At 30.9% G+C, this 20,111-nt stretch carries 15 protein-coding genes; 14 read left to right on the top strand and 1 reads right to left on the bottom strand.

Annotated features, from left to right (window positions below; translation table 11 throughout):
* Positions 1–4 precede the first annotated feature (4 nt).
* Positions 5–1,093: a CinA family protein gene (locus FBF06_RS06205; RefSeq protein ID WP_002852915.1), complete on the bottom strand. Its 1,089-nt coding sequence runs from the start codon at positions 1,091–1,093 to the stop codon at positions 5–7.
* A 98-nt stretch (positions 1,094–1,191) separates the two neighbouring features.
* On the opposite strand from FBF06_RS06205, the gene ileS reads away from it, so the two are divergent.
* From ileS to dapE, 14 genes are all read left to right on the top strand, one after another.
* Positions 1,192–3,945, top strand: a complete 2,754-nt coding sequence (gene ileS, locus FBF06_RS06200; protein WP_100620937.1) for an isoleucine--tRNA ligase — start codon at positions 1,192–1,194, stop codon at positions 3,943–3,945.
* Positions 3,939–4,049, top strand: coding sequence for a hypothetical protein (locus FBF06_RS06195; RefSeq protein WP_002860186.1), 111 nt, complete (start codon positions 3,939–3,941; stop codon positions 4,047–4,049). Before ileS ends, FBF06_RS06195 begins: the two co-directional genes overlap by 7 nt.
* The gene (gatA, locus tag FBF06_RS06190; RefSeq protein ID WP_002892236.1) at positions 4,046–5,407 is read left to right on the top strand and encodes an Asp-tRNA(Asn)/Glu-tRNA(Gln) amidotransferase subunit GatA; all 1,362 of its coding nucleotides are present in this window, start codon (positions 4,046–4,048) and stop codon (positions 5,405–5,407) included. The genes FBF06_RS06195 and gatA overlap by 4 nt, the downstream gene beginning before the upstream one ends.
* Before the next feature lie 9 nt (positions 5,408–5,416).
* Positions 5,417–6,874, top strand: a complete 1,458-nt coding sequence (gene guaB, locus FBF06_RS06185) for an IMP dehydrogenase (RefSeq protein WP_002852968.1) — start codon at positions 5,417–5,419, stop codon at positions 6,872–6,874.
* Positions 6,871–7,044: an exodeoxyribonuclease VII small subunit gene (gene xseB, locus FBF06_RS06180; protein ID WP_002853034.1), complete on the top strand. Its 174-nt coding sequence runs from the start codon at positions 6,871–6,873 to the stop codon at positions 7,042–7,044. The genes guaB and xseB overlap by 4 nt, the downstream gene beginning before the upstream one ends.
* The gene (locus FBF06_RS06175) at positions 7,037–7,813 is read left to right on the top strand and encodes a carbon-nitrogen hydrolase family protein (protein ID WP_002852935.1); all 777 of its coding nucleotides are present in this window, start codon (positions 7,037–7,039) and stop codon (positions 7,811–7,813) included. The genes xseB and FBF06_RS06175 overlap by 8 nt, the downstream gene beginning before the upstream one ends.
* 11 nt (positions 7,814–7,824) lie before the next feature.
* Positions 7,825–9,798: an LTA synthase family protein gene (locus FBF06_RS06170; protein ID WP_168977588.1), complete on the top strand. Its 1,974-nt coding sequence runs from the start codon at positions 7,825–7,827 to the stop codon at positions 9,796–9,798.
* A gap of 63 nt (positions 9,799–9,861) precedes the next feature.
* On the top strand, positions 9,862–11,160 hold the full coding sequence (murC, locus tag FBF06_RS06165) for a UDP-N-acetylmuramate--L-alanine ligase (RefSeq protein ID WP_074482757.1): 1,299 nt from the start codon (positions 9,862–9,864) through the stop codon (positions 11,158–11,160).
* Entirely contained in the window at positions 11,153–11,503 is a 351-nt protein-coding gene (locus tag FBF06_RS06160) for a hypothetical protein (RefSeq protein ID WP_002783335.1), read from the top strand. Before murC ends, FBF06_RS06160 begins: the two co-directional genes overlap by 8 nt.
* Positions 11,493–13,703 carry an endonuclease MutS2 gene (locus FBF06_RS06155; protein WP_168977587.1) on the top strand — a complete coding sequence of 737 codons (2,211 nt, stop codon included), beginning with the start codon at positions 11,493–11,495 and terminating at the stop codon, positions 13,701–13,703. Before FBF06_RS06160 ends, FBF06_RS06155 begins: the two co-directional genes overlap by 11 nt.
* Positions 13,704–13,711: 8 nt before the next feature.
* The gene (locus tag FBF06_RS06150) at positions 13,712–17,668 is read left to right on the top strand and encodes a restriction endonuclease subunit S (protein WP_168977586.1); all 3,957 of its coding nucleotides are present in this window, start codon (positions 13,712–13,714) and stop codon (positions 17,666–17,668) included.
* Between the two features lie 42 nt (positions 17,669–17,710).
* Positions 17,711–18,412: an NAD-dependent deacetylase gene (locus FBF06_RS06145; protein ID WP_070262730.1), complete on the top strand. Its 702-nt coding sequence runs from the start codon at positions 17,711–17,713 to the stop codon at positions 18,410–18,412.
* Positions 18,405–19,004: a LysE family translocator gene (locus tag FBF06_RS06140; protein ID WP_002867173.1), complete on the top strand. Its 600-nt coding sequence runs from the start codon at positions 18,405–18,407 to the stop codon at positions 19,002–19,004. Before FBF06_RS06145 ends, FBF06_RS06140 begins: the two co-directional genes overlap by 8 nt.
* 4 nt (positions 19,005–19,008) lie before the next feature.
* Positions 19,009–20,106, top strand: coding sequence for a succinyl-diaminopimelate desuccinylase (gene dapE / locus FBF06_RS06135; protein ID WP_002855857.1), 1,098 nt, complete (start codon positions 19,009–19,011; stop codon positions 20,104–20,106).
* The last annotated feature ends 5 nt before the right edge of the window (positions 20,107–20,111 follow it).

Genomic DNA, 20,111 nt, shown 5'->3' with positions numbered 1-20,111 from the left:
TCCCTTAAATTTCAAAAATTTCAGGTTTTAATTTTAAAAGTAAGCAAAAAGTTGCCAAAACAGCTTGTTCTTGCATAAATTCACGATCTCCATCTAAATAAAGCGTTTCTTGGATAAAAGTTCCATCTCTAAACATTGCACCTATATAAATAGTGCCTGATTTTATTTTTCCCTCATCTTTTTCGCCAACTACTCCGCTAATAGCTAAGGCAAAATCAGGATTAGCTGTTTTAAAAATACCTTTTAGCATAAAATAAACACAACGTTCACTGTATTCGCCATTATTTTCTAAGACGCTTTCGCTAATTCCAAGCCATTCGTGTTTGATGCGGTTGGAATAACTTACAATAGAACCTTCAAAAATTTCACTTACACCTGAAATTTTGGTTAAGGTGCTTGCACAAAGTCCGCCTGTGCAACTTTCAGCAAAAGAAATTTTTAATTTTTTTTCTAAAAGTTTAGAGCTTATAAAATGTATAGGATCTTTACCTAAAAATACCTTTTGTCCAAAAAGATTTTTTACGCTATTTAAAAAACCATCAAGTTTTCCAAAATTAGCGCAAGTGGCCTTAATAAGCACAAGATTATCTAAAAGCTTGGTTGATTTTATACTTATCTCATAAGATTTTGTTAGGGTTTGCAGTAGCAATATAGCGCTTTCATCATCCATGCCAAAAATGCAAAAATATGCAAAATTTAATTTTATATGCCCAAGAAGATTGGGTAATTTTTCGCTTGGATTTATTTTAACGACATTAATTTTTGAATTTGAAAAATTACACACAAAGCTATTTTTACTAAATTCTGCTTTATCTGGAACCAAGGTATCATCTTTTAAGATAAGATTATCATCATTTAAAGTTGCTAAAATTTTAGCAACAGTCGCATAATGCAAAGGGCTTGTAAATAAAGTGATAAAATCATACTGATTTAAGAGGTTTTCAAGCAAAAAGGGTAAATCTTTATCGGTTTTATTTTGTATGCGAATTTCGTTGATTTCTTTAAATTTTTCTTCATAAGTTCTATAAATATAATTTTTGAATTTTTCGTTTATAGTAAGCTCATCTCCTATAAGATAAAGCAAATGTTTCATAAATTTTCCTTTTTTTCTTATAATTATAGCCAAAAACAAAGTAGAAATTAAAGCTAATTTGAGTAAAATTTAAGATTATTAAAAATTAGGTGGAAAAAATGGACTACAAAGAAACTCTACTTTTGCCCAGCACTACTTTTGCTATGCGGGCGAATTTAGCGGAACTTGAACCGCAAAGATTTAAAAAATGGTTTGAGCAAAATTATGCTTATGAAAAAATGAAAGAAAATCGCAAAAATGCGAAAAAAAGTTTTACCTTACACGATGGCCCCCCTTATGCTAACGGACATATCCATATAGGACATGCTTTAAATAAAATTTTAAAAGAAACTATTATCAAAACGCATTATTTTAAAGGTGAGAGTGTGCGTTTTACTCCAGGGTGGGATTGTCATGGTTTGCCTATAGAACAACAAGTAGAAGTAAAGCTTGGAGAAAAGAAAAAAAGCTTAAGTAAAAAAGAAATTCGTGAGTTTTGCAGACAACATGCGAGTGAATTTGTAGATATCCAAAGAGAAGAATTTAAAAATTTAGGCATTATTGCAGATTGGGATAAGCCTTATTTAACTATGAAATTTGAGTTTGAAGCAGCGATTTATAGAACTTTATGCGAGATTGCTAAAAAAGGCTTACTTTGCGAGCGTTCTAAGCCTGTTTTTTGGAGTTGGGCGGCAAAGTCAGCTTTAGCGGAAGCTGAAGTAGAGTATCAAGATAAAGAAGATTATTCTATCTTTGTGGCTTTTGATTTAGATGTAAAAGCTTGCGAAAAATTAGGCGTTTCAAAAGCAAGCGCAGTGATATGGACAACTACGCCTTGGACTTTGGTGGCTAATCAAGCTATAGCTTTAAATCCTAATGAAAATTATGTGATCACTAAAGAGGGTTTGGTTTTTGCAAGTGCTTTGCTTAAAAGTATGGTAGAAAAAGGACTTACAAGTGGAGAAATTCAAAAAGAATTAAACGCAAAAGAATTTGAAAAACTTGAAGCTATCAATCCTTTAAATGGAAGAAAATCTGTTTTAATCATGGGTGAGCATGTATTGATGGATGGTGGAAGTGGACTTGTGCATACTGCACCAGGACATGGCGAAGATGATTACTATGCTTGTTTGAAATACGGTATTGAAGTTTTAATGCCTGTTGATGATGGTGGATGTTATGATGAAACTTTAAGAGCTAAAGAGCTTTTGCCTTCTCATTTGCTTGAAGAGTTTATAGGTCTTCATATTTTTAAGGCCAATGAAAAAATTTTAGAACTTTTAGGCGCAAAACTGTTACATTCTTCTAAATTTATACACTCTTATCCATTTTGTTGGAGAACGCATAAGCCTGTGATTTATAGAGCTACTAAACAATGGTTTATTTTAATGGATGAGCCAAAACTTCAAGGAAAAACTTTAAGAGAGTGTGCAAAAGAACAACTTTTAAAAACAACTTTTTATCCGCAAAGTGGGGTAAAAAGAATAGGCTCTATGGTGGAAAATCGCCCAGATTGGTGTATTTCAAGACAAAGAGACTGGGGAACGCCTATAGCCTTTTTTAGAGATAAAAACACTAAAGAAGTGATTTTTGATGATGAGCTTTTTGACTTTGTAGCAGCTATCTTTGAAAAACATGGCGCTGATGCGTGGTGGGAGTTTGAAATCAAAGATTTAATTCCTACAAATTCAAAATACAACGCTGAAAATTTAGAAAAAGTATATGATATTTTAGATGTTTGGTTTGATAGTGGAAGTACTTTTAATGCGGTTTTAAATAGCGGACTTTATGACGCAGGAGAAAAAAGAGCAAGTATGTATTTAGAAGGAAGCGATCAACATCGTGGTTGGTTTCAAAGCTCTTTGCTTGTAGGTACAGCGATCAATGAAAGCACACCTTATGAAAGCATTTTAACTCATGGTTTTACCACCGATGAAAAAGGGCAAAAAATGTCTAAATCTAAAGGCAATGTGATTGCTCCTGAATATGTAGCAAAAACCTATGGAGTTGAAATTTTAAGACTTTGGATACTTTTAAGTGATTATTCAAGTGATTTAAAAATTTCAGACAATATCTTAAAACAAGTGGGTGAACAATATCGCAAAATAAGAAACACTATAAGATTTTTACTTGCCAATATAAATGACTTAAAAGATTTAGAAGTTAAAGAATTTAGCTTTATTGATAAATGGATATTAAGCCGTGCAACTAAAGTTTTTAAAGCAAGCAAAGAGGCATTTTTTGCTTATGAATTTGCTAAAGGTTTTAGTTTGCTTTTAAATTTCTTAAGTGCGGATTTAAGTGGGATTTATCTTGATATCAGTAAAGATAGACTTTATTGTGATAGCGAAAATGCTCAAAGAAGAAAATCCGCTCAAGTGGCTATGGCTTTGATAGCAAAAGAGCTTTTAAATTTACTTGCTTCAAATTTAAGCTATAGTGTAGATGAGGCTTTAGAACATGCTAATGTTTTAATCAAAGGTGATGCAAAAGATGTATTTGATCTAAGTTTAACTCAAGATTTTGATTATGATTTTGGTATAGATGATACATTTTTAATGAGTGCTAGAGAGAAATTTTTTGAACAAATTGATATACTTAAAAAAGATAAAATCATCAAATCTACTTTGGAATTAAATTTAAACATCAGTTTTAATAAATTCCCAAATGAGGAATTAGCCGATTGGTTTATGGTAAGTCAAATCAGCAATGAAAATGAAGAAATTTTGGCTGAATTTGAAGTAGAGAATGAGAAATTTAAAATCACCAAAGCTTCGCTTTGTAAATGCCCAAGATGTTGGAAACTTCAAAGTAAAGATGAAGAAACACCTTGTTTAAGATGTGAAGAAGTTTTAAAAGGGATTCAATGCTAGAAAATCCTATTCCAAATAGCATTATCATCACAACTGTAGCGGTGGTTTTGGCTTTTAGTGCTTTAGCAGTATTTTTGATCAAAAAAACAAAGGAAAATAAATGATAACTTTAAAAGAAGCTTTAAAATACTCCAAAGAAGAACTTGAAAATTTAAAAAAAGAACTCAATGAAAAAGCAAAAAAAGAAAAAAAAATAGGTGCTTATATCGAACAATTTTTAGATAAAGACTTAAGTGTTTCAGGTGAAGGTGTGCCTGTAGCTATAAAAGATAATATCAGCGTAAAGGGCTGGGAGCTTACTAGTGCGAGTAAGATTTTACAAGGTTATATCGCCCCTTATGATGCAAGTGTGATTGTTAATTTAAAAGCTAATGGTTTTTCTCCTTTTGGGCGTTGTAATATGGATGAATTTGCTATGGGAAGTTCAACAGCGAGTTCTTATTATGGCAAAACTTTAAATCCTTTAAATTTTGAGCGTGTGCCAGGTGGTTCAAGTGGCGGAAGTGCTGCTGCGGTAGCGGGTGGCTTGGCTTTGGCAAGTTTGGGTTCTGATACAGGAGGATCTGTACGTCAGCCTGCAGCTTTTTGTGGTTGCGTAGGATTTAAACCGAGTTATGGAAGAGTGAGTCGCTATGGTTTAGCTTCTTATTCTTCAAGTTTGGATCAAATCGGGGTTTTAACGCAAAATGTAGAAGATGCGGCAATTTTATATGATGCGATCGCAGGATATGACAAAATGGATAGCACGAGTGCAAATATCGAGTTTATCAAAACCGCTCCAAATTTAAATGCAAATAAAAAATTAAAAATTGCAGTGATTGAAAATTATGTCAATGATGCAGATAGTGAAGTAAAAAATGCACTTTTAAAAACCATAAATATGTTAAAAGCTAATGGACATGAGATTGTATATAAAAATTTGCTTGATTCTAAGTTTGATATTGCGGCGTATTATATCATCGCAACAGCTGAAGCAAGTACAAATTTAAGTCGTTATGATGGGGTGCGTTATGGCAAGCGTTCTGAAAATATCCAAAATTTAAAAGAAATGTATGTAAATACACGCAGCGAAGGTTTTGGAGAAGAAGTAAAAAGAAGAATTTTGTTAGGAACTTTTGTTTTAAGCAGTGGATATTATGATGCGTATTATATTAAAGCACAAAAAGCTAGAGCTTTTATTAAGGCAAAATATGAAGAAATTTTGCAAGATTGTGATCTTATTTTTATGCCTGTAACTCCTACAACGGCTTTTAAATTTGATACTCAAAAAAGCCCTATGCAAACTTATTTAGAAGATGTTTATACTATCTCTGTAAATTTAGCAGGACTTGGAGGCATTAGTGTGCCTGTTGCAAAAGATAAAGAAGGGCTTAATATATCAGCACAACTGATTTGCAAAGCTTATGATGAACAAACCTTGTTAGATGGGGCTTTAAGTTTAGAACAAATGATTAAACATTAAGGATGAAAGATGAAAATTGTAAAAAGAGCTTTAACTTTTGAAGATGTATTATTGCGTCCTGGGTATTCTGAAGTTCTACCTAAGGAAGTAAAAATTCACACTAAACTAACAAAAAATATCACTTTAAATATGCCTTTAATCTCTGCGGCTATGGATACAGTTACCGAACACAGAGCTGCTATCATGATGGCAAGACTTGGAGGACTTGGAGTGATTCATAAAAATATGGATATAGCCTCGCAGGTTAGAGAAGTAAAAAGAGTGAAAAAAAGCGAAAGCGGGGTGATTATCGATCCTATTTTTGTAAGTCCTAAGGCAAGTGTTGCGGAGGCTTTAGAAATTATGGCAGAGTATAGAATTTCAGGTGTTCCTGTAGTAGATGAAGATAAGAAACTAATAGGCATACTCACCAATCGTGATTTAAGATTTGAGAGTGATTTTTCAAATTTGGTTGAAAATGTTATGACTAAAATGCCTTTAATCACTGCTCCAAAGGGTTGTACTTTAGATGATGCGGAAAAAATTTTCAGTACCAACAAAGTAGAAAAACTTCCTATAGTGGATGAACAAGGACGCTTGGAAGGACTTATCACTATAAAAGATCTTAAAAAACGCAAAGAATATCCTGATGCCAATAAAGATAATTTTGGAAGATTACGCGTGGGTGCGGCTATAGGAGTAGGGCAAATGGATCGTGTGGATGCTTTAGTTGAAGCAGGCGTTGATGTTGTTGTGCTTGATTCTGCGCATGGGCATTCTAAGGGTATTATTGATACAGTAAAAGCAATTAAGGCTAAATATCCAAATTTAGATCTTATCGCAGGAAATATCGCCACTGCAGCTGCAGCAAAAGCACTTTGTGAAGCAGGAGTAGATGCGGTTAAAGTAGGTATTGGGCCAGGAAGTATTTGTACTACACGTATTGTTTCAGGTGTGGGCGTGCCTCAAATTTCAGCCATTGATGAATGCGTAGAAGAAGCAAATAAATTTGGCGTTCCTGTGATAGCCGATGGCGGGATCAAATATTCAGGTGATATCGCAAAAGCTTTAGCTGTGGGTGCGAGTTCTGTTATGATAGGATCGCTTTTAGCTGGAACAGATGAAAGTCCAGGAGAGCTTTTTACTTATCAAGGAAGACAATATAAGTCTTATCGTGGTATGGGCTCACTTGGTGCTATGCAAAAGGGAAGTTCGGATAGATATTTTCAGCAAGGTACTGCTCAAGATAAACTCGTTCCTGAAGGTATAGAAGGGCGTGTTCCTTATGTGGGAAGTATAAGAAGCGTGGTGCATCAACTTTTAGGAGGTTTGCGTTCTTCTATGGGTTATGTTGGGGCTAAAGATATAGAAGATTTTCAAAAAAGAGCCGAATTTGTTGAAATTACCACTGCAGGACTTAAAGAAAGTCACGTGCATGATGTTACTATCACTCATGAAGCACCAAACTACAAGGTTAATCATCAATGAGTTTTGAAGAAAATTTAAAACACGCTAATGAATCTTTGGAAAAATTAAATAATCAAGAGCTTGCCTTAGATGAAAGTGTAAAAATTTATAAAGAAGGTTTAGAGAGTATCAAAAAAGCAAGACTTGAGCTTGAAAAAGCAAAATTAGAAGTGGAGCAAATTGATGAGTAAAATAGCAGCTTTACAGTTTCCAACTTTAGCTTTAAGTGAATCAAGGCTTGATTATTATCTTAAAGCTTCAAAAGACAATGGAGTAAATTTAGTAGTTTTGGGAGAATATGTGATCAACAGTTTTTTTACAGAACTTTTGCATATGCCAAAAAATATGATAAAAGAACAAAGCGAAGCTAAAAAAGAAAGCTTGATTAAACTTGCTAAAAAATACGAATTAGAAATCATCGCTCCTTATGTAAGCGTTGAAGCTAAAAGTTATAAAAAACTTTGCTTAAAAGTTACTCCAAATGGTGTGAAAAGTTATGAACAGCAAATTTTAATGCCTTATGAACATTGGAATGAAGAAAAATTTTTCAGCAACAAAACTCCATCAGAATTAAAAATTTTTACTTTTAATTATGAAAAATTAAAATGTGCTTTGCTTTTTGGTTTTGAGACACATTTTGATATTTTTTGGCAACAGATTATGGCGAAAAAAATTGATTTGGTTATCGTTCCTAGTGCTTGTACCTTTGAAAGCAAACAAAGATGGGAAGAACTTTTAAAAACAAGAGCTTTTTTAAATTCTACAAGCATTTTAAGAGTAAATCGCATAGGCAAAACAAAAGATGAGTGGAATTTTTACGGCGATACTTTGTTTATTAATGCTTTTGGTGAGATAGAAAGTAAATTGGGTTCTGAAGAAGAAATGCTTATTATAGAGCCTAAAAAAAGTGATGAAGCAAGAAAACTTTGGGGTTTTGATAAAATTCTTAAGAATTTTTAAAGAAGGTGAATATGAGAAAAATTTTACTTCAAATTTTTATTTTTAGTGTATTATTTGTAGTAACTTTTACCATTAATCGTGTTTTAATGCAAAATTCTTTTATCCCTACTGGTTTAATTAGTGATAAAAATGAAATCTTTTTAATGTATCTTTTAGGTGTTTTTCATGATATAAGATTTTTAAGCGCAGCGTTTTTACCATTCTTGCTTTGTGGTTTTTTAAGTTTAATTTTTTCTAATATAAAAATAAATAATAAGTTAGTAATATATAGTAAAAATTTTTATTTCATTTTTTCAAGCATTTATATAATTGTTATTTCTTGTCTTTGTATAGGATTTTCTTATGCAAAATACTATTATTACGAAATTTACAAGACTAAATTTGATATTTTTATGTTTACTCTAAAAGATGATAACGCAAAAACTATTTTAAGTATTATTTATCATGATTATCCAATTTTAAAAATTTTAGCTTTAATGTTGATTTTTGGAGTTTTTGTAGTTTTTTTAAATTTGAAAATATTAAATTTAAAGCTAAAACCTGTTAATTTAAGATTATTTCCTTTGATAGCTTTAAATTTAATATTAATTATTGTTTATGTTGTAGCCTTAAGGGGTCCATTTAAGCATGTGGCTATAAATGTGCAAAATTATTCTTTTAGCGAATATAGTGTTGTAAATGATACAATGTTAAATCCAATTATGGCATTTTCTTGGGCTTTAAAACAATATAAAGAAGAAGCAGCTTTGAAGGCTATCACACCTTTAAAAGCACAAGAACTTAAAGAAAAACTTTTTGATTATTTGCATCAAAGTCCTATAAATCTAAAAGCTGAAAAGAATCATCCTAGTGTATTTGTTAACTTAATGGAAAGTTTTGGGCTTAATTTGGCTGATTTTGCAAATACAGAACATAATTTTTTGGGTTCGTTAGATAAACATTTTAAGCAAGATTTTTTATTCAAACGTTTTTTGAGTTCTAGTAATGGAACTATACCAAGTTTTGCAAACTTATTTTTTGTAAGTCCATTTTCTAATATTTCTACAAGCAAATTTCAGAAAACTTATTTGGATTTAACACCTATTGCTATTTATAAGAAAGCAGGATATAAGGTGATTTTTGTAAGTGCAGGTAATGGATCTTGGCAAAATATTAAAAATTATCTCAGTATTTTGGGAGTAGATGAGATTATAGATGAAAATATTTTAATGAAAGAGTATAATGGAGCAAAAGATAGTGAAAATGGTTATGGAGTAGCTGATGAGTTTTTATATAAAAAAGTTTATGACTTGCTTCAAAAAAATCCACACAACACCCTTATAATTGCTCTTACCATATCCAATCATCCACCTTATAAAATTCCACAAAATGATTTGCCAAAATTAGAAAACATTCCACAAACTTTGCTTAATATGCTTCTTTATGAAAAAGATAAACAAGATAATATTATCAAAGCTTATACTTATGCAAATAATGAATTTGGAAAATTTCTAGATAAAGTAAAACAAAGTCCATTTAAGAATAGTGTTATTATAGCAGCAACTGGAGATCATAGAGTACGCGAAATGAGTATGGATTTAAATTCCCAAAAAGCTTTTGCTTATAGTGTACCTTTTTATCTTTATATTCCTAAGGATTTGCAAGATAATATTTATTATGATAAAGATCGTGTAGGATCTCATAAAGATATTTTTCCAACTCTTTATGCTTTAAGTTTAAATAATGTCAAGTATTTAAGCGTAGGCGGAAGAAATATGTTAGCAAGACCAAGTGATGAGAAATTAGAATTTGGGATCAACGATGCTGTATGGATTGATAAAAAAGGTATTTATAGTGGCGGTAAAGGGTGCTATTTTGAAAGTAATGATACTTTAAAAGATATGAATAAAGCTTTTAATCTTGATGTTTATACTAAAGACTTTGATAAATTTTATAGAGAGTTAAATTTATATCAATTAGCCGAGCGTTTAGGCATTTCAAAATAGGATTTATATTTTCTTTTTAGTAAAAAAGTGCTAAAATTTAGCCTTTAAAGTATAAAGGTTTAAATGATGCAAAATATCCATTTTATCGGCATAGGCGGTATAGGAATTTCCGCTTTAGCAAGATTTTTAAAAGAAAAAGGTTTTAAAATTAGCGGAAGTGATCTTAAAGAGAGTAAAATCACTAAAGAACTAGAAAAAGAAGGGGTTAAGGTCAGTATCCCTCATCATAAAGACAATATTTTAAACAAAGATTTAGTTATTTATTCTGCTGCTATCAAAGAAGAAAATCCTGAATTTAAACACGCTAAAGAATTAGGCATTAAATGCCTTTCACGCAAGGAGGCCTTACCTCTTATCTTAGAAGATAAGCGCGTTTTTGCAGTTGCAGGAGCACATGGAAAAAGCACAACTTCAAGTATTTTGGCTTCTTTGCTTGATGATGCTTCTGTGATCATCGGAGCGATTTTAAAAGAATTTGGTTCAAATATGATTTATAAAGAAAGCCAAAACCTTGTTTTTGAAGCTGATGAGAGCGATAGTTCTTTTTTAAATTCAAATCCTTATTTGGCTATAGTTACTAATGCAGAAGCAGAGCATTTAGATCATTATGGTAATGAAGTTTCAAAACTCCATCATGCTTATGCGGAGTTTTTAGATACGGCTAAAATTCGCGTGATTAATGCTGAAGATGAGTTTTTGAAAAATTATAAAAATGAGTCAACCAAGCTTTATCCGAGCAAAGATATCAAAAACTGCACCATGCGTATAGAAAATTTCAAACCTTTTACAAGCTTTGAGTTGAAAGATTTAGGTGAATTTAAGGTTTTTGGCATGGGATATCATTTAGCCCTTGATGCGTCTTTGGCGATTTTGGCGGCTTTAAATTTCTTAGATATAGAAACGATAAGAACTAGGCTTAAAAATTATCAAGGTATTAAAAAGCGTTTTGATATTTTACATGCTGATGAAAATTTGGTTTTAATCGATGATTATGGTCATCATCCCACCGAAATAAAAGCGACTTTAAGTGCAGCACAAGAATACGCAAAATTAGGCGGATATAAGAAAATCACAGCTATCTTTGAACCCCACCGCTACACGCGTTTGGCTGCAAATTTAAAGGAATTTGCAAAGGCTTTTGAAGGTGTAGACGAGCTTATAATTTTACCTGTTTATGCTGCAGGAGAAGAGCCTATAGGGCTTGATTTAAAAGCGGTTTTTCCTAAGGCTTTATTTGTAGAAGATATCAAAAGAGAGGGTAAATTTTTGGTGGCTTCTAAGGGGCAAGTTTTTGAAGAAGGGCTTATTATAGGTTTTGGTGCAGGAGATATCAGTAATAAATTAAGGCAAAAAAATGAGTAGGTTTTTTTTATATTTTTTAATTATTTTAATTTTAGCCTTAATCACTTTTGCTTTGCGTGAAAAATTAGGCAAAAAAACTAAACCTTTTTTTGGTATTTTGCTTGTGATTTTTATTGTTTTAGCAGTATTTTTTGAATTTGAAAACACACAAAAAAGTCATTTAAGAACAGATATTATCGTAGCTTTTAATCAAAATAAAAATATTTTATGTAAAGATATCAATGTTTCTAAGGCGTATTTTAATTATGAATTTGGTACAGGAAGTTTTATTTCAAAGGATAATAATCAAAGTTTTAATTCTTTAATCATAGATATTAAAGATTGTAGGTTAAATGATGAATGATACAAAAGAAGAATTGATCTCAAAGCTTGATTTAAACAGCTATTTAGAAGAGTTTAAAGCCCTTTTTGCAAGAGATAAGGAGATTTTTTTGCAAGGAGATTCTAATCTTCATTTTAAACGTATACATGAGCTTTGCGAGGTGGAATTTCCTACTATACCAGAGCTTAGCAATCTTGATAAAGTCTTAGTTCATTTAAGCAAGCAAGGAATTTTACATTTAGATGAAATTTTTGAATTTGTAAAAATTTTTCGTTATTTTGAAAAGTTAAAAAAAATAAAACTAGGAACAAATTTAGACTCTTGGCTACAAAAGATAGAATTTGTTAGCGGGGCTTTGGAGCTTTGTTTGAATTTCGATGAAAAAGGGGAGTTAAAAGAAAGTTTAGATGAAAGACTTGTAAATCTTAATGCCGCTCTAAGATTAAAAAATGAAAGCATAATAGCTGAGTTTAAGAAATTTTGCTATACAAAAGCTTTGATGCCTTATCTTATCGATACACAAATCCATCTTGTAAACAATCTTGAAGCCTTGCTTGTAAGAGGTGGGTTTAATCACGCTATTAAAGCAAAAATCATAGGTAGAAGTAGTGGCGGTGGCTTTTATATCGTGCCTTTAAGTGTTGAAAATTTGCAAAATGATATAGAAAAAATCAAAAATCAAAAAGAAGAAATTTATTATGAATACGCTAAAAATTTCTCAGCTTTTTTAGCAAAAAACCTACCTTTTTTAAAATTTATCAATACAGCCTTTGATCTTTTTGATCATTATAGTGCTAGGGTTTTGCTTGCTAAAAAAAAGGATTTTGAATTTGTTTTGTGCGATCAAAGTACGGATTTAGTGCTTAAAAATTTCGCTCATCCTGCCTTAAAAAATCCAAAAAGCGTGAGTTTGGAATTTAAAAAACAAGTTTTAATCATCACAGGGGTAAATGCAGGCGGAAAATCCATGCTTTTAAAATCCATGCTAAGTGCAGCATTTTTAGCTAAACATCTTTTGCCTATGCATATCAAAGCAAGTGAAAGTAAAATTGGTACTTTTAAAGAATTTGATGCCATCATAGAAGATCCGCAAAATGTTAAAAACGACATTTCAACTTTTGCAGGAAGAATGTTGCATTTTTCTAGACTTTTTTCTAAGAAAAATTTGCTTTTAGGTATCGATGAAATAGAGCTTGGAACAGATTTTGAAGAAGCGGCTTGTTTGTATAGTGTGTTAATTTCAAAACTCATAGCTAATAATCTTAAAATCATCATCACCACGCACCACAAACGCCTTGCTATGCTTTTAGCAAAGAATGAGCAAGTTGAACTCATTGCTGCTTTATATGATGAAGAGCTTTCACGCCCAAAATATGAGTTTTTAAAAGGTACTATAGGAAAATCTTATGCCTTTGAAACCGCTTTGCGTTATCAGATTCCGCCGAATTTAGTTAGCGAGGCTAAAAAGCTTTATGGCGAGGATAAAGAAAATTTAGAAGAGCTTGTGGGTAAAAATATCAATCTTGAATTAGAACTAAAAGCTAAGCTTGAAAATGTTGAGAAAAAAGAGCAAAAAGTCGATGAAATTTTACTTTCTTTAAAAGATCAAAAAGAAAAAAATGAACAAGAATTTCGCACGAGTTTGAGAAATTTAGAATTTAAATTTCACAAAGCCATAGAAGAAGCTAAGAAAACCATACAGCTTAAAGACACAAAAGATAAGCAAAGAAGCCTTAATAAAGCCAATGAACTTAAAAAAGAAATCATCTTGCCAAGTATGGAGCAAAACGAAGAATTGCGTGTGGGGGATTTTGTAAAATATGAAAAAATTAAGGGTAAAATCATAAGCATTTCTAAAAACGATGCTATGGTTGAAAGCGATGGGATCAAACTTCGTGTGCCTTTAAAACTGCTTAAAAAAAGTGGCGCAATGCCAAAAAAAGTAGCAAAAACAAGTATAAGCATAAGCAAACCAAGCAATCTAAGTGTAACTTTGGATTTGCATGGACTTAGGAGTGATGAGGCTATTTCAAGGCTTGATAAATTTATTTCAGATGCTTTGCTTGCAGGATTTGATGAGGTTTTGATCTATCATGGCATAGGCACAGGAAAGCTTGCCTTTGCGGTAAGAGAGTTTTTAAAAACTCACAAAAGCGTCAAAGGCTTTAATGATGCACCGATCAATCAAGGTGGTTTTGGTGCTAAGGTGGTAAAATTATAAGGAAATAAATGATTACAAAAGATAATTTAAAACAAGTTTTAGAAAACTTAGGCTTTAAAAATAAAAATGAAAATTATGTAAAAACAATCAATAATTACACTCTTTTAATAGATTATAAAAACCAAAGTATTAATTATCCAAAAGAAATAAAAATTCATGATAAAACTACTTCTAATTTTTCACACCCTGAAAATTTTGTAGTTTTTGAATGTGTGCATAGACTTTTAGAAAAAGGTTATAAGGCTGAACATTTAGAGTTAGAGCCAAAATGGAATCTTGGCAGGGATAAAAAAGGTGGTAAGGCTGATATTTTAGTAAAGGATAATGAAAACAATCCTTATTTGATTATAGAATGTAAAACCACAGATTCTAAAAATAGTGAATTTATAAAAGAATGGAATAGAATGCAAGAAGATGGCGGACAGCTTTTTTCTTATTTTCAGCAAGAAAAAGGTGTAAAATATCTTTGTCTTTATACAAGTGATTTTAGCGATAAGTTAGAATATAAAAATTACATCATACAAGCTTACGATAACGAAGAATATCTAAAAGAAAAGGAATTACAAAATTCTTATAAAAAATCTAATAACAATATAGAACTTTTTAAAACTTGGAAAGAAAGTTATGAACTGCAATATTTTAAACAAGGTATTTTTGAAGCAAATGTCAATGCCTATAAAATTTTAGAAATTACTCCAACTTTTGATAATCTTAAAGAACTTAAAGAAGAAGGCAAATATCACGAATTTGCAAAAATTTTACGCAAGCATAATATATCAGGCAAGGAAAATGCCTTTGATAAACTTGTAAATATTTTTCTTTGCAAAATTTATGATGAAACTTTTAATAAAAACAATCTCAAATTTGGATATTTTGGTGTAATGGCAGATACTTATGCAAATATGCAAGATAGATTAATGTGGCTTTATAAAGAAGCTATGAAAGAATTCTTAGGAGAGAAAATTACCTTTGTATCTAATGAAGATATAGAAAAAGACTTTAAGCAATTAAAGATAAAAACTTTAAAAGAAGTAATGCAAAATTACATCAAAGAATTAAAATTTTATTCAAATAATGATTTTGCATTTTTAGAAGTGCATAATAAAGAATTATTCTTAAAAAATGCACTTGTATTAAAAGAAATAGTAGAGCTTTTTGCAAATTACAAGCTTACCCAAAACTCTACAAATCAATTTTTAGGCAATCTTTTTGAACTTTTTTTGCAAAAAGGTATGAAGCAAGATGAAGGGCAGTTTTTTACCCCTATTCAAATTTGTGAATTTATTATGTATTCTTTACCGCTTCAAGAAATGTTAAGCAAAAACTCTAAAGCTTTAAGGGTGATTGATTATGCTTGTGGTGCTGGACATTTTTTAAACACGTATGCTAATGAGCTTAAGCGTTATCTAACAGAAGATGAGCTTAAAGAGCATTATAAAAATATTTATGGTATTGAAAAAGAGTATCGCTTAAGTAAGGTTTCTAAGGTATCAAGTGCAATGTATGGGCAAAATGAAATCAATATTTTATACGCTGATGCACTTGCTTCTTTTGAATTAGCAAATACAAATAATTTAGAAGGAGAAAAAGCAAAACCACAAATAGAATCAAATAGTTTTGATTTGCTTATAGCAAATCCGCCTTATTCTGTAAAAGGATTTTTAGAAACTTTAAGTGATAAATCTAAAAATACCTATAAACTTTTTAACGATGATATAAACATAGAAACAAATAATTCTATCGAATGCTTTTTTTGTGAGCGAGCAAATCAAATTTTAAATGATAATGCTAAAGCTGCTATTATCTTACCAAGTTCTATTTTAAATAAAGATTCTATTTATAAAAATACAAGAGAAATATTGTTTCAAAATTTTGATTTTATTGCCATTGTTGAGCTTGGGAGCCAAACATTTGGAGCAACAGGGACAAATACGATTATTTTATTTTTACGCAAAAAAGAAACTTTTAAACAAGAAAATCATCTTATTTCTCAAGATTATAGTTTGATTAAAGAACGCATAGAAGCTGAAAATTTAAAAGACAGTGAAAACTTTTATCAAAATTATCTAAGTGCGTATTGTGATTTTAGAAAATTTGATAAAGAGCTTTATAGCAATTTTTTAAATGGAAACTTAGATTCTAAACTTGCAGAGCTAGAAGCCTTTAAAGATTATCGCAATGCATTTAGGCAAACAAGTGATTATAAAAAACTTAAAGAATCTAAAATTTATAAAGAGAGTAAGGATAAACAAGCTTTAGAAGATAAAGCCTTTTTAGCTTATGCTCAGGCGATCGAAAAGGATAAATTGCTTTATTTTTGCTTAAGTCTTAATCAAGAAGTCTTAATCATAAAATCCCCAAGTGATATAAAAGAACAAAAGAAATTTTTAGGTTATGAGTGGAGCAATAGAAAAGGCGATGAAGGTTTAAAAGAATTGCATGAGCCTTATTTGAGCCCACTTTTTGAAAGAGGCAATCCACAAAATGAGACTAAGCTTAATACTTTAATCTACAAATCTTTTTTAAATACGCTTGATGTTATCCCGCAAGAATTACAGACTTATGCTACAAAAGCAAGGCTTGTTGATATGATAGATTTTGAAAAAGTGGAATTTAATAAAGCTATAAGTTTAAATCCTAGCAATTCAACGCAAAGTGAGATGTCTAATCCTTTTGCAAATTCTAAGTATGAGTTGGTGAGATTAGGAGATATTATTATTGATAATTTAAAGTCCAAAATCAAAGTTAAAGAAGCAAAAGAAAATATAACTGGAAAATATCCTTTTTTTACAAGCGGTACAAATATCTATCGTTATGATGAATATCTTATTGAAGGAAAAAATATATTTTTATCTACTGGCGGGAATGCAATAGTGCAATTTTATAATGGCAAAAGTTCTTATTCAACTGATACATATGCGTTAAAAAGTAATAATGAAAATTATATTGATACATATTTTTTATATATTTTATTAAAACAACTAGAAAATTTTATTAATTGCTTTTTGTTTAAAGGGAGCGGATTAAAGCATTTGCAAAAAACTGAATTAAAATCTTTAAAAATCCCACTTCCACCGCTTGAAATTCAAAAACAAATCGTAGCAGAGTGTGAAAAGGTAGAAGAGCAGTATAATACTTTAAGCTTGAGTATAAAAGAGTATCAAAAGCTAATCAAAGCAATGCTTCAAAAATGTGGTATTATAGAGGACAATCAAGAATATGAACTAAATTCTATTTTAGAAAATTTGCAAAAATTAGAATCTAAGCTTGATTTTAATCTCTTGTTTTCATTTATAGATGATTTTACTAATGCAAGGCAAGAAGACTTAAAGAAATTTAAAGAATTCGTCAAGAATATAAAAGCTATTTTAGGTACCTTTTCAACACCACCAAAACAAGGTTGGAATAAAGAAAAACTAAATGAAATTGTTAGCATTCAAAGCGGAGGAACACCTGATAGAAAAGTTAAAGAATATTGGAATGGAAATATCAATTGGGTAAAATCTGAAGTATGTCAAAATTGTTATGTTTATGATTATCAGGTTAAAGAAAAAATTACAGAATTAGGATTACAAAAATCATCGGCAAAATTATTAAAGAAAGAAACAACATTAATTGCATTAGTTGGTGCTACTATAGGTAAAATCGGTTTTTTAACTTTTGAAAGTGCAACAAATCAGAATATTACTGGCTTATATCCAAAAAATCTAAAAATCTTAAATACAAAATATTTATATTATGCTTGTATGGGCTTATATGGCCAATTTAGAAAATTAGGAGATTTTGCTATGGCTAATTCTAATTTTATAAAAAATCTTACAATCTCACTCCCACCGCTAGAAATTCAAGAAAAAATTGTTCAAAACATTGAATTAGTAGAACAACAAATTGATTTTCTTAATTTTAAATTAGAATTTTTAGAAAAAGAAAAAGAAAAAATCTTGCAAAAATATTTATTTTCTTAAAGCATTTTTCGCTAAACTTTGTAAATTTTATAAGGTTTAGCGATGAAAAACATTATGATATTAAGCGGAGCGGGTTTGTCTGCTCCAAGTGGGCTTAAAACTTTTAGAGATAATGATGGACTTTGGGAAGAATACGATGTTATGGAGGTTTGCTCTGCAACAGGTTTTAGAAAAAATCCTAAAAAAGTACTTGATTTTTACGATGCAAGAAGGGCACAACTTCAAAATGTAAAGCCAAATCATGCTCATGAAAAAATCGCACAATTAAAAGAAAAATGGGGTAAAAACCTTTTTGTCATCACGCAAAATGTAGATGATTTGCTAGAGCGTGCAGGGTGTAAAGATGTAGTACATTTGCATGGCTTTTTGCCTGAACTTCGCTGCTTAAAATGTGAAGGAATTTTTAATATAGGCTATGAAAAAATCACAGATAAACAATGCCCAAAATGCAAAAGTAAGGATTTAAGACACAATATAGTCATGTTTGAAGAGCAAGCTCCTGCTTATGCTACGCTTTATTCTTTGCTAAATCAAACTTCGCTTTTTATCAGCGTAGGCACAAGTGGGGCGGTTTTGCCTGTAGGACGTTATGCTTCAATGTGCGAAAAAAGTATTTTAAATATCTACGAAAAAGATGCGAATTTAGAGCGGTATTTTGATAAAATCTACACTGAAGATATTATAAGCGCTATTGATAAAATCGCACTTGATATAGAAAATTTTATGAAAGATGGTAATGTTTGATTCTTTTTTAAGTGGAGTTTTTTTGGGTTTTGGAGTGAGTGTGCCTTTTGGGCCTGTAAATATTTTGATTTTAACTTATGCGCTAAAAGCTTTTAAAAATTCCATAGCTGTAGGACTTGGAGCATTTAGCATAGATATGCTTTATCTTTTTTTGCTTCAATTTGGGCTTTTAAATTTTTTAGGTAATGTTATTTTTATGCGTTCTTTGGCGATTTTTGGTTTTTGTTTTTTAACTTATATGGCGTATTTGATGCTAAGAAAAAAGAAAGAAAGCTTAAATTTAGAGCATAAAGAATTTAAAGAAAGTCTTTTGAAAAGTTATATTAAGGGAGCTTTTTTAAATGGTTCAAATCCTTTTGTGATAGGATTTTGGCTTAGCGCTGCAAGTGTGGTTTTAAGTAGTGATCATGCTTATTTGATGACTTTAGGGCTTGTTGTGGCTATACTTTTTTGGGTAAGTGCTTTAGCCTTTGTGGTGGCAAGATATAGTCATGTTTTTAGTGCAAAAGTTGTTTTTATAATCAATATAATTTCAGCTATAATTATAGAGTATTTTGCTCTTAATTTATTATATAAAACTTTTATAGGATAAAAAAATGAATGCAAAAGAATTTTTAATCGAACTTTTAAAATTTAAATCTGTTACGCCAAATGATGATGGAGCTTTAAATTTCATCGCTATGGAACTGAGTGATTTTGAAGCTTTTTTTATAGAAAAAGAAGGCATTAAAAACCTTTTACTCACTAAAAAATTTAAAGATGAAGGCGAGCATTTAGCTTTTGGTGGGCATGTAGATGTGGTGCCTGCAGGCGAGGGTTGGAGTAATAATGCTTTTGCGCCTGTGGAAAAAGAAGGCTTTATCTATGCAAGGGGTGCTCAAGATATGAAAAGCGGAGTAGCAGCCTTTGTAGATGCGGTAAAGAATGCGGATTTTAAAGGAGCTAGGCTTAGCCTTATTTTAACAAGTGATGAAGAAGGCGAAGCTATATATGGAACTAAGGCTGTTTTAGAATGGATGCAAGAAAGAGATATGCTACCTGATTATGCTGTGGTTGCCGAGCCAACCTGCGTTAAAAAAATCGGCGATAGTATTAAAATAGGGCGTCGTGGTTCTATCAATGGTAAGCTTTTAATCCGTGGAAAACAAGGGCATGTTGCTTATCCTGAAAAATGTATCAATCCTGTGCATGATTTTGCACCAGTGTTAAAGCTTTTAGCGGGTTTTGATCTTGATCCTGGAAGTGCTGAATTTAGTCCTTCAAAAATCGTTATAACTGATATTCGTGGAGGTATGGGGGTGTGCAATGTTACTCCAAATGATTTAAAACTTATGTTTAATGTTCGCAATTCCCCTGATACAAGCTTAGAAGATGTAAAAAGTTATGTAGAAAAAATTTGTCATGGTTTAAACTATGAGTTAGAGCTAAAACAATCAAGCGAAGCTTTTTTGACAAATATCGATAATAAAATCGTTCAAAAAATGAATGAAAGTGTTCAAAAAATCACCCATGAAGTGCCAGAGCTTAATACCAAAGGCGGTACAAGTGATGCAAGGTATTTTGCAAAATACGGTGTAAAGGTAGTAGAATTTGGGGTTTGTAATGATAGAATTCACGCTATTGATGAAAGGGTAAGTATAGAAGAATTTGAAAAACTTTGTCTTGTTTTTAAAGACTTGATAGAAAATTTTTAAAGGTT

Source organism: Campylobacter sp. CFSAN093227 (assembly GCF_012897855.1).
GTDB lineage: Bacteria > Campylobacterota > Campylobacteria > Campylobacterales > Campylobacteraceae > Campylobacter_D > Campylobacter_D jejuni.
Note: the sequence above shows the minus strand (reverse complement) of the source record. Positions and strands in the feature narration are given on the sequence as shown.

What these genes read in the sequence shown, in the direction of transcription:
- murC (WP_074482757.1), top strand. Translation starts at nt 9,862, where the DNA reads ATGATGCAAAATATCCATTTTATCGGCATAGGCGGTATAGGAATTTCC.
- FBF06_RS06170 (WP_168977588.1), top strand. Translation starts at nt 7,825, where the DNA reads ATGAGAAAAATTTTACTTCAAATTTTTATTTTTAGTGTATTATTTGTA.
- FBF06_RS06160 (WP_002783335.1), top strand. Translation starts at nt 11,153, where the DNA reads ATGAGTAGGTTTTTTTTATATTTTTTAATTATTTTAATTTTAGCCTTA.
- FBF06_RS06155 (WP_168977587.1), top strand. Translation starts at nt 11,493, where the DNA reads ATGATGAATGATACAAAAGAAGAATTGATCTCAAAGCTTGATTTAAAC.
- FBF06_RS06175 (WP_002852935.1), top strand. Translation starts at nt 7,037, where the DNA reads ATGAGTAAAATAGCAGCTTTACAGTTTCCAACTTTAGCTTTAAGTGAA.
- dapE (WP_002855857.1), top strand. Translation starts at nt 19,009, where the DNA reads ATGAATGCAAAAGAATTTTTAATCGAACTTTTAAAATTTAAATCTGTT.
- xseB (WP_002853034.1), top strand. Translation starts at nt 6,871, where the DNA reads ATGAGTTTTGAAGAAAATTTAAAACACGCTAATGAATCTTTGGAAAAA.
- FBF06_RS06150 (WP_168977586.1), top strand. Translation starts at nt 13,712, where the DNA reads ATGATTACAAAAGATAATTTAAAACAAGTTTTAGAAAACTTAGGCTTT.
- guaB (WP_002852968.1), top strand. Translation starts at nt 5,417, where the DNA reads ATGAAAATTGTAAAAAGAGCTTTAACTTTTGAAGATGTATTATTGCGT.
- FBF06_RS06140 (WP_002867173.1), top strand. Translation starts at nt 18,405, where the DNA reads ATGTTTGATTCTTTTTTAAGTGGAGTTTTTTTGGGTTTTGGAGTGAGT.
- FBF06_RS06145 (WP_070262730.1), top strand. Translation starts at nt 17,711, where the DNA reads ATGAAAAACATTATGATATTAAGCGGAGCGGGTTTGTCTGCTCCAAGT.
- FBF06_RS06205 (WP_002852915.1), bottom strand. Translation starts at nt 1,093, where the DNA reads ATGAAACATTTGCTTTATCTTATAGGAGATGAGCTTACTATAAACGAA.
- gatA (WP_002892236.1), top strand. Translation starts at nt 4,046, where the DNA reads ATGATAACTTTAAAAGAAGCTTTAAAATACTCCAAAGAAGAACTTGAA.
- ileS (WP_100620937.1), top strand. Translation starts at nt 1,192, where the DNA reads ATGGACTACAAAGAAACTCTACTTTTGCCCAGCACTACTTTTGCTATG.
- FBF06_RS06195 (WP_002860186.1), top strand. Translation starts at nt 3,939, where the DNA reads ATGCTAGAAAATCCTATTCCAAATAGCATTATCATCACAACTGTAGCG.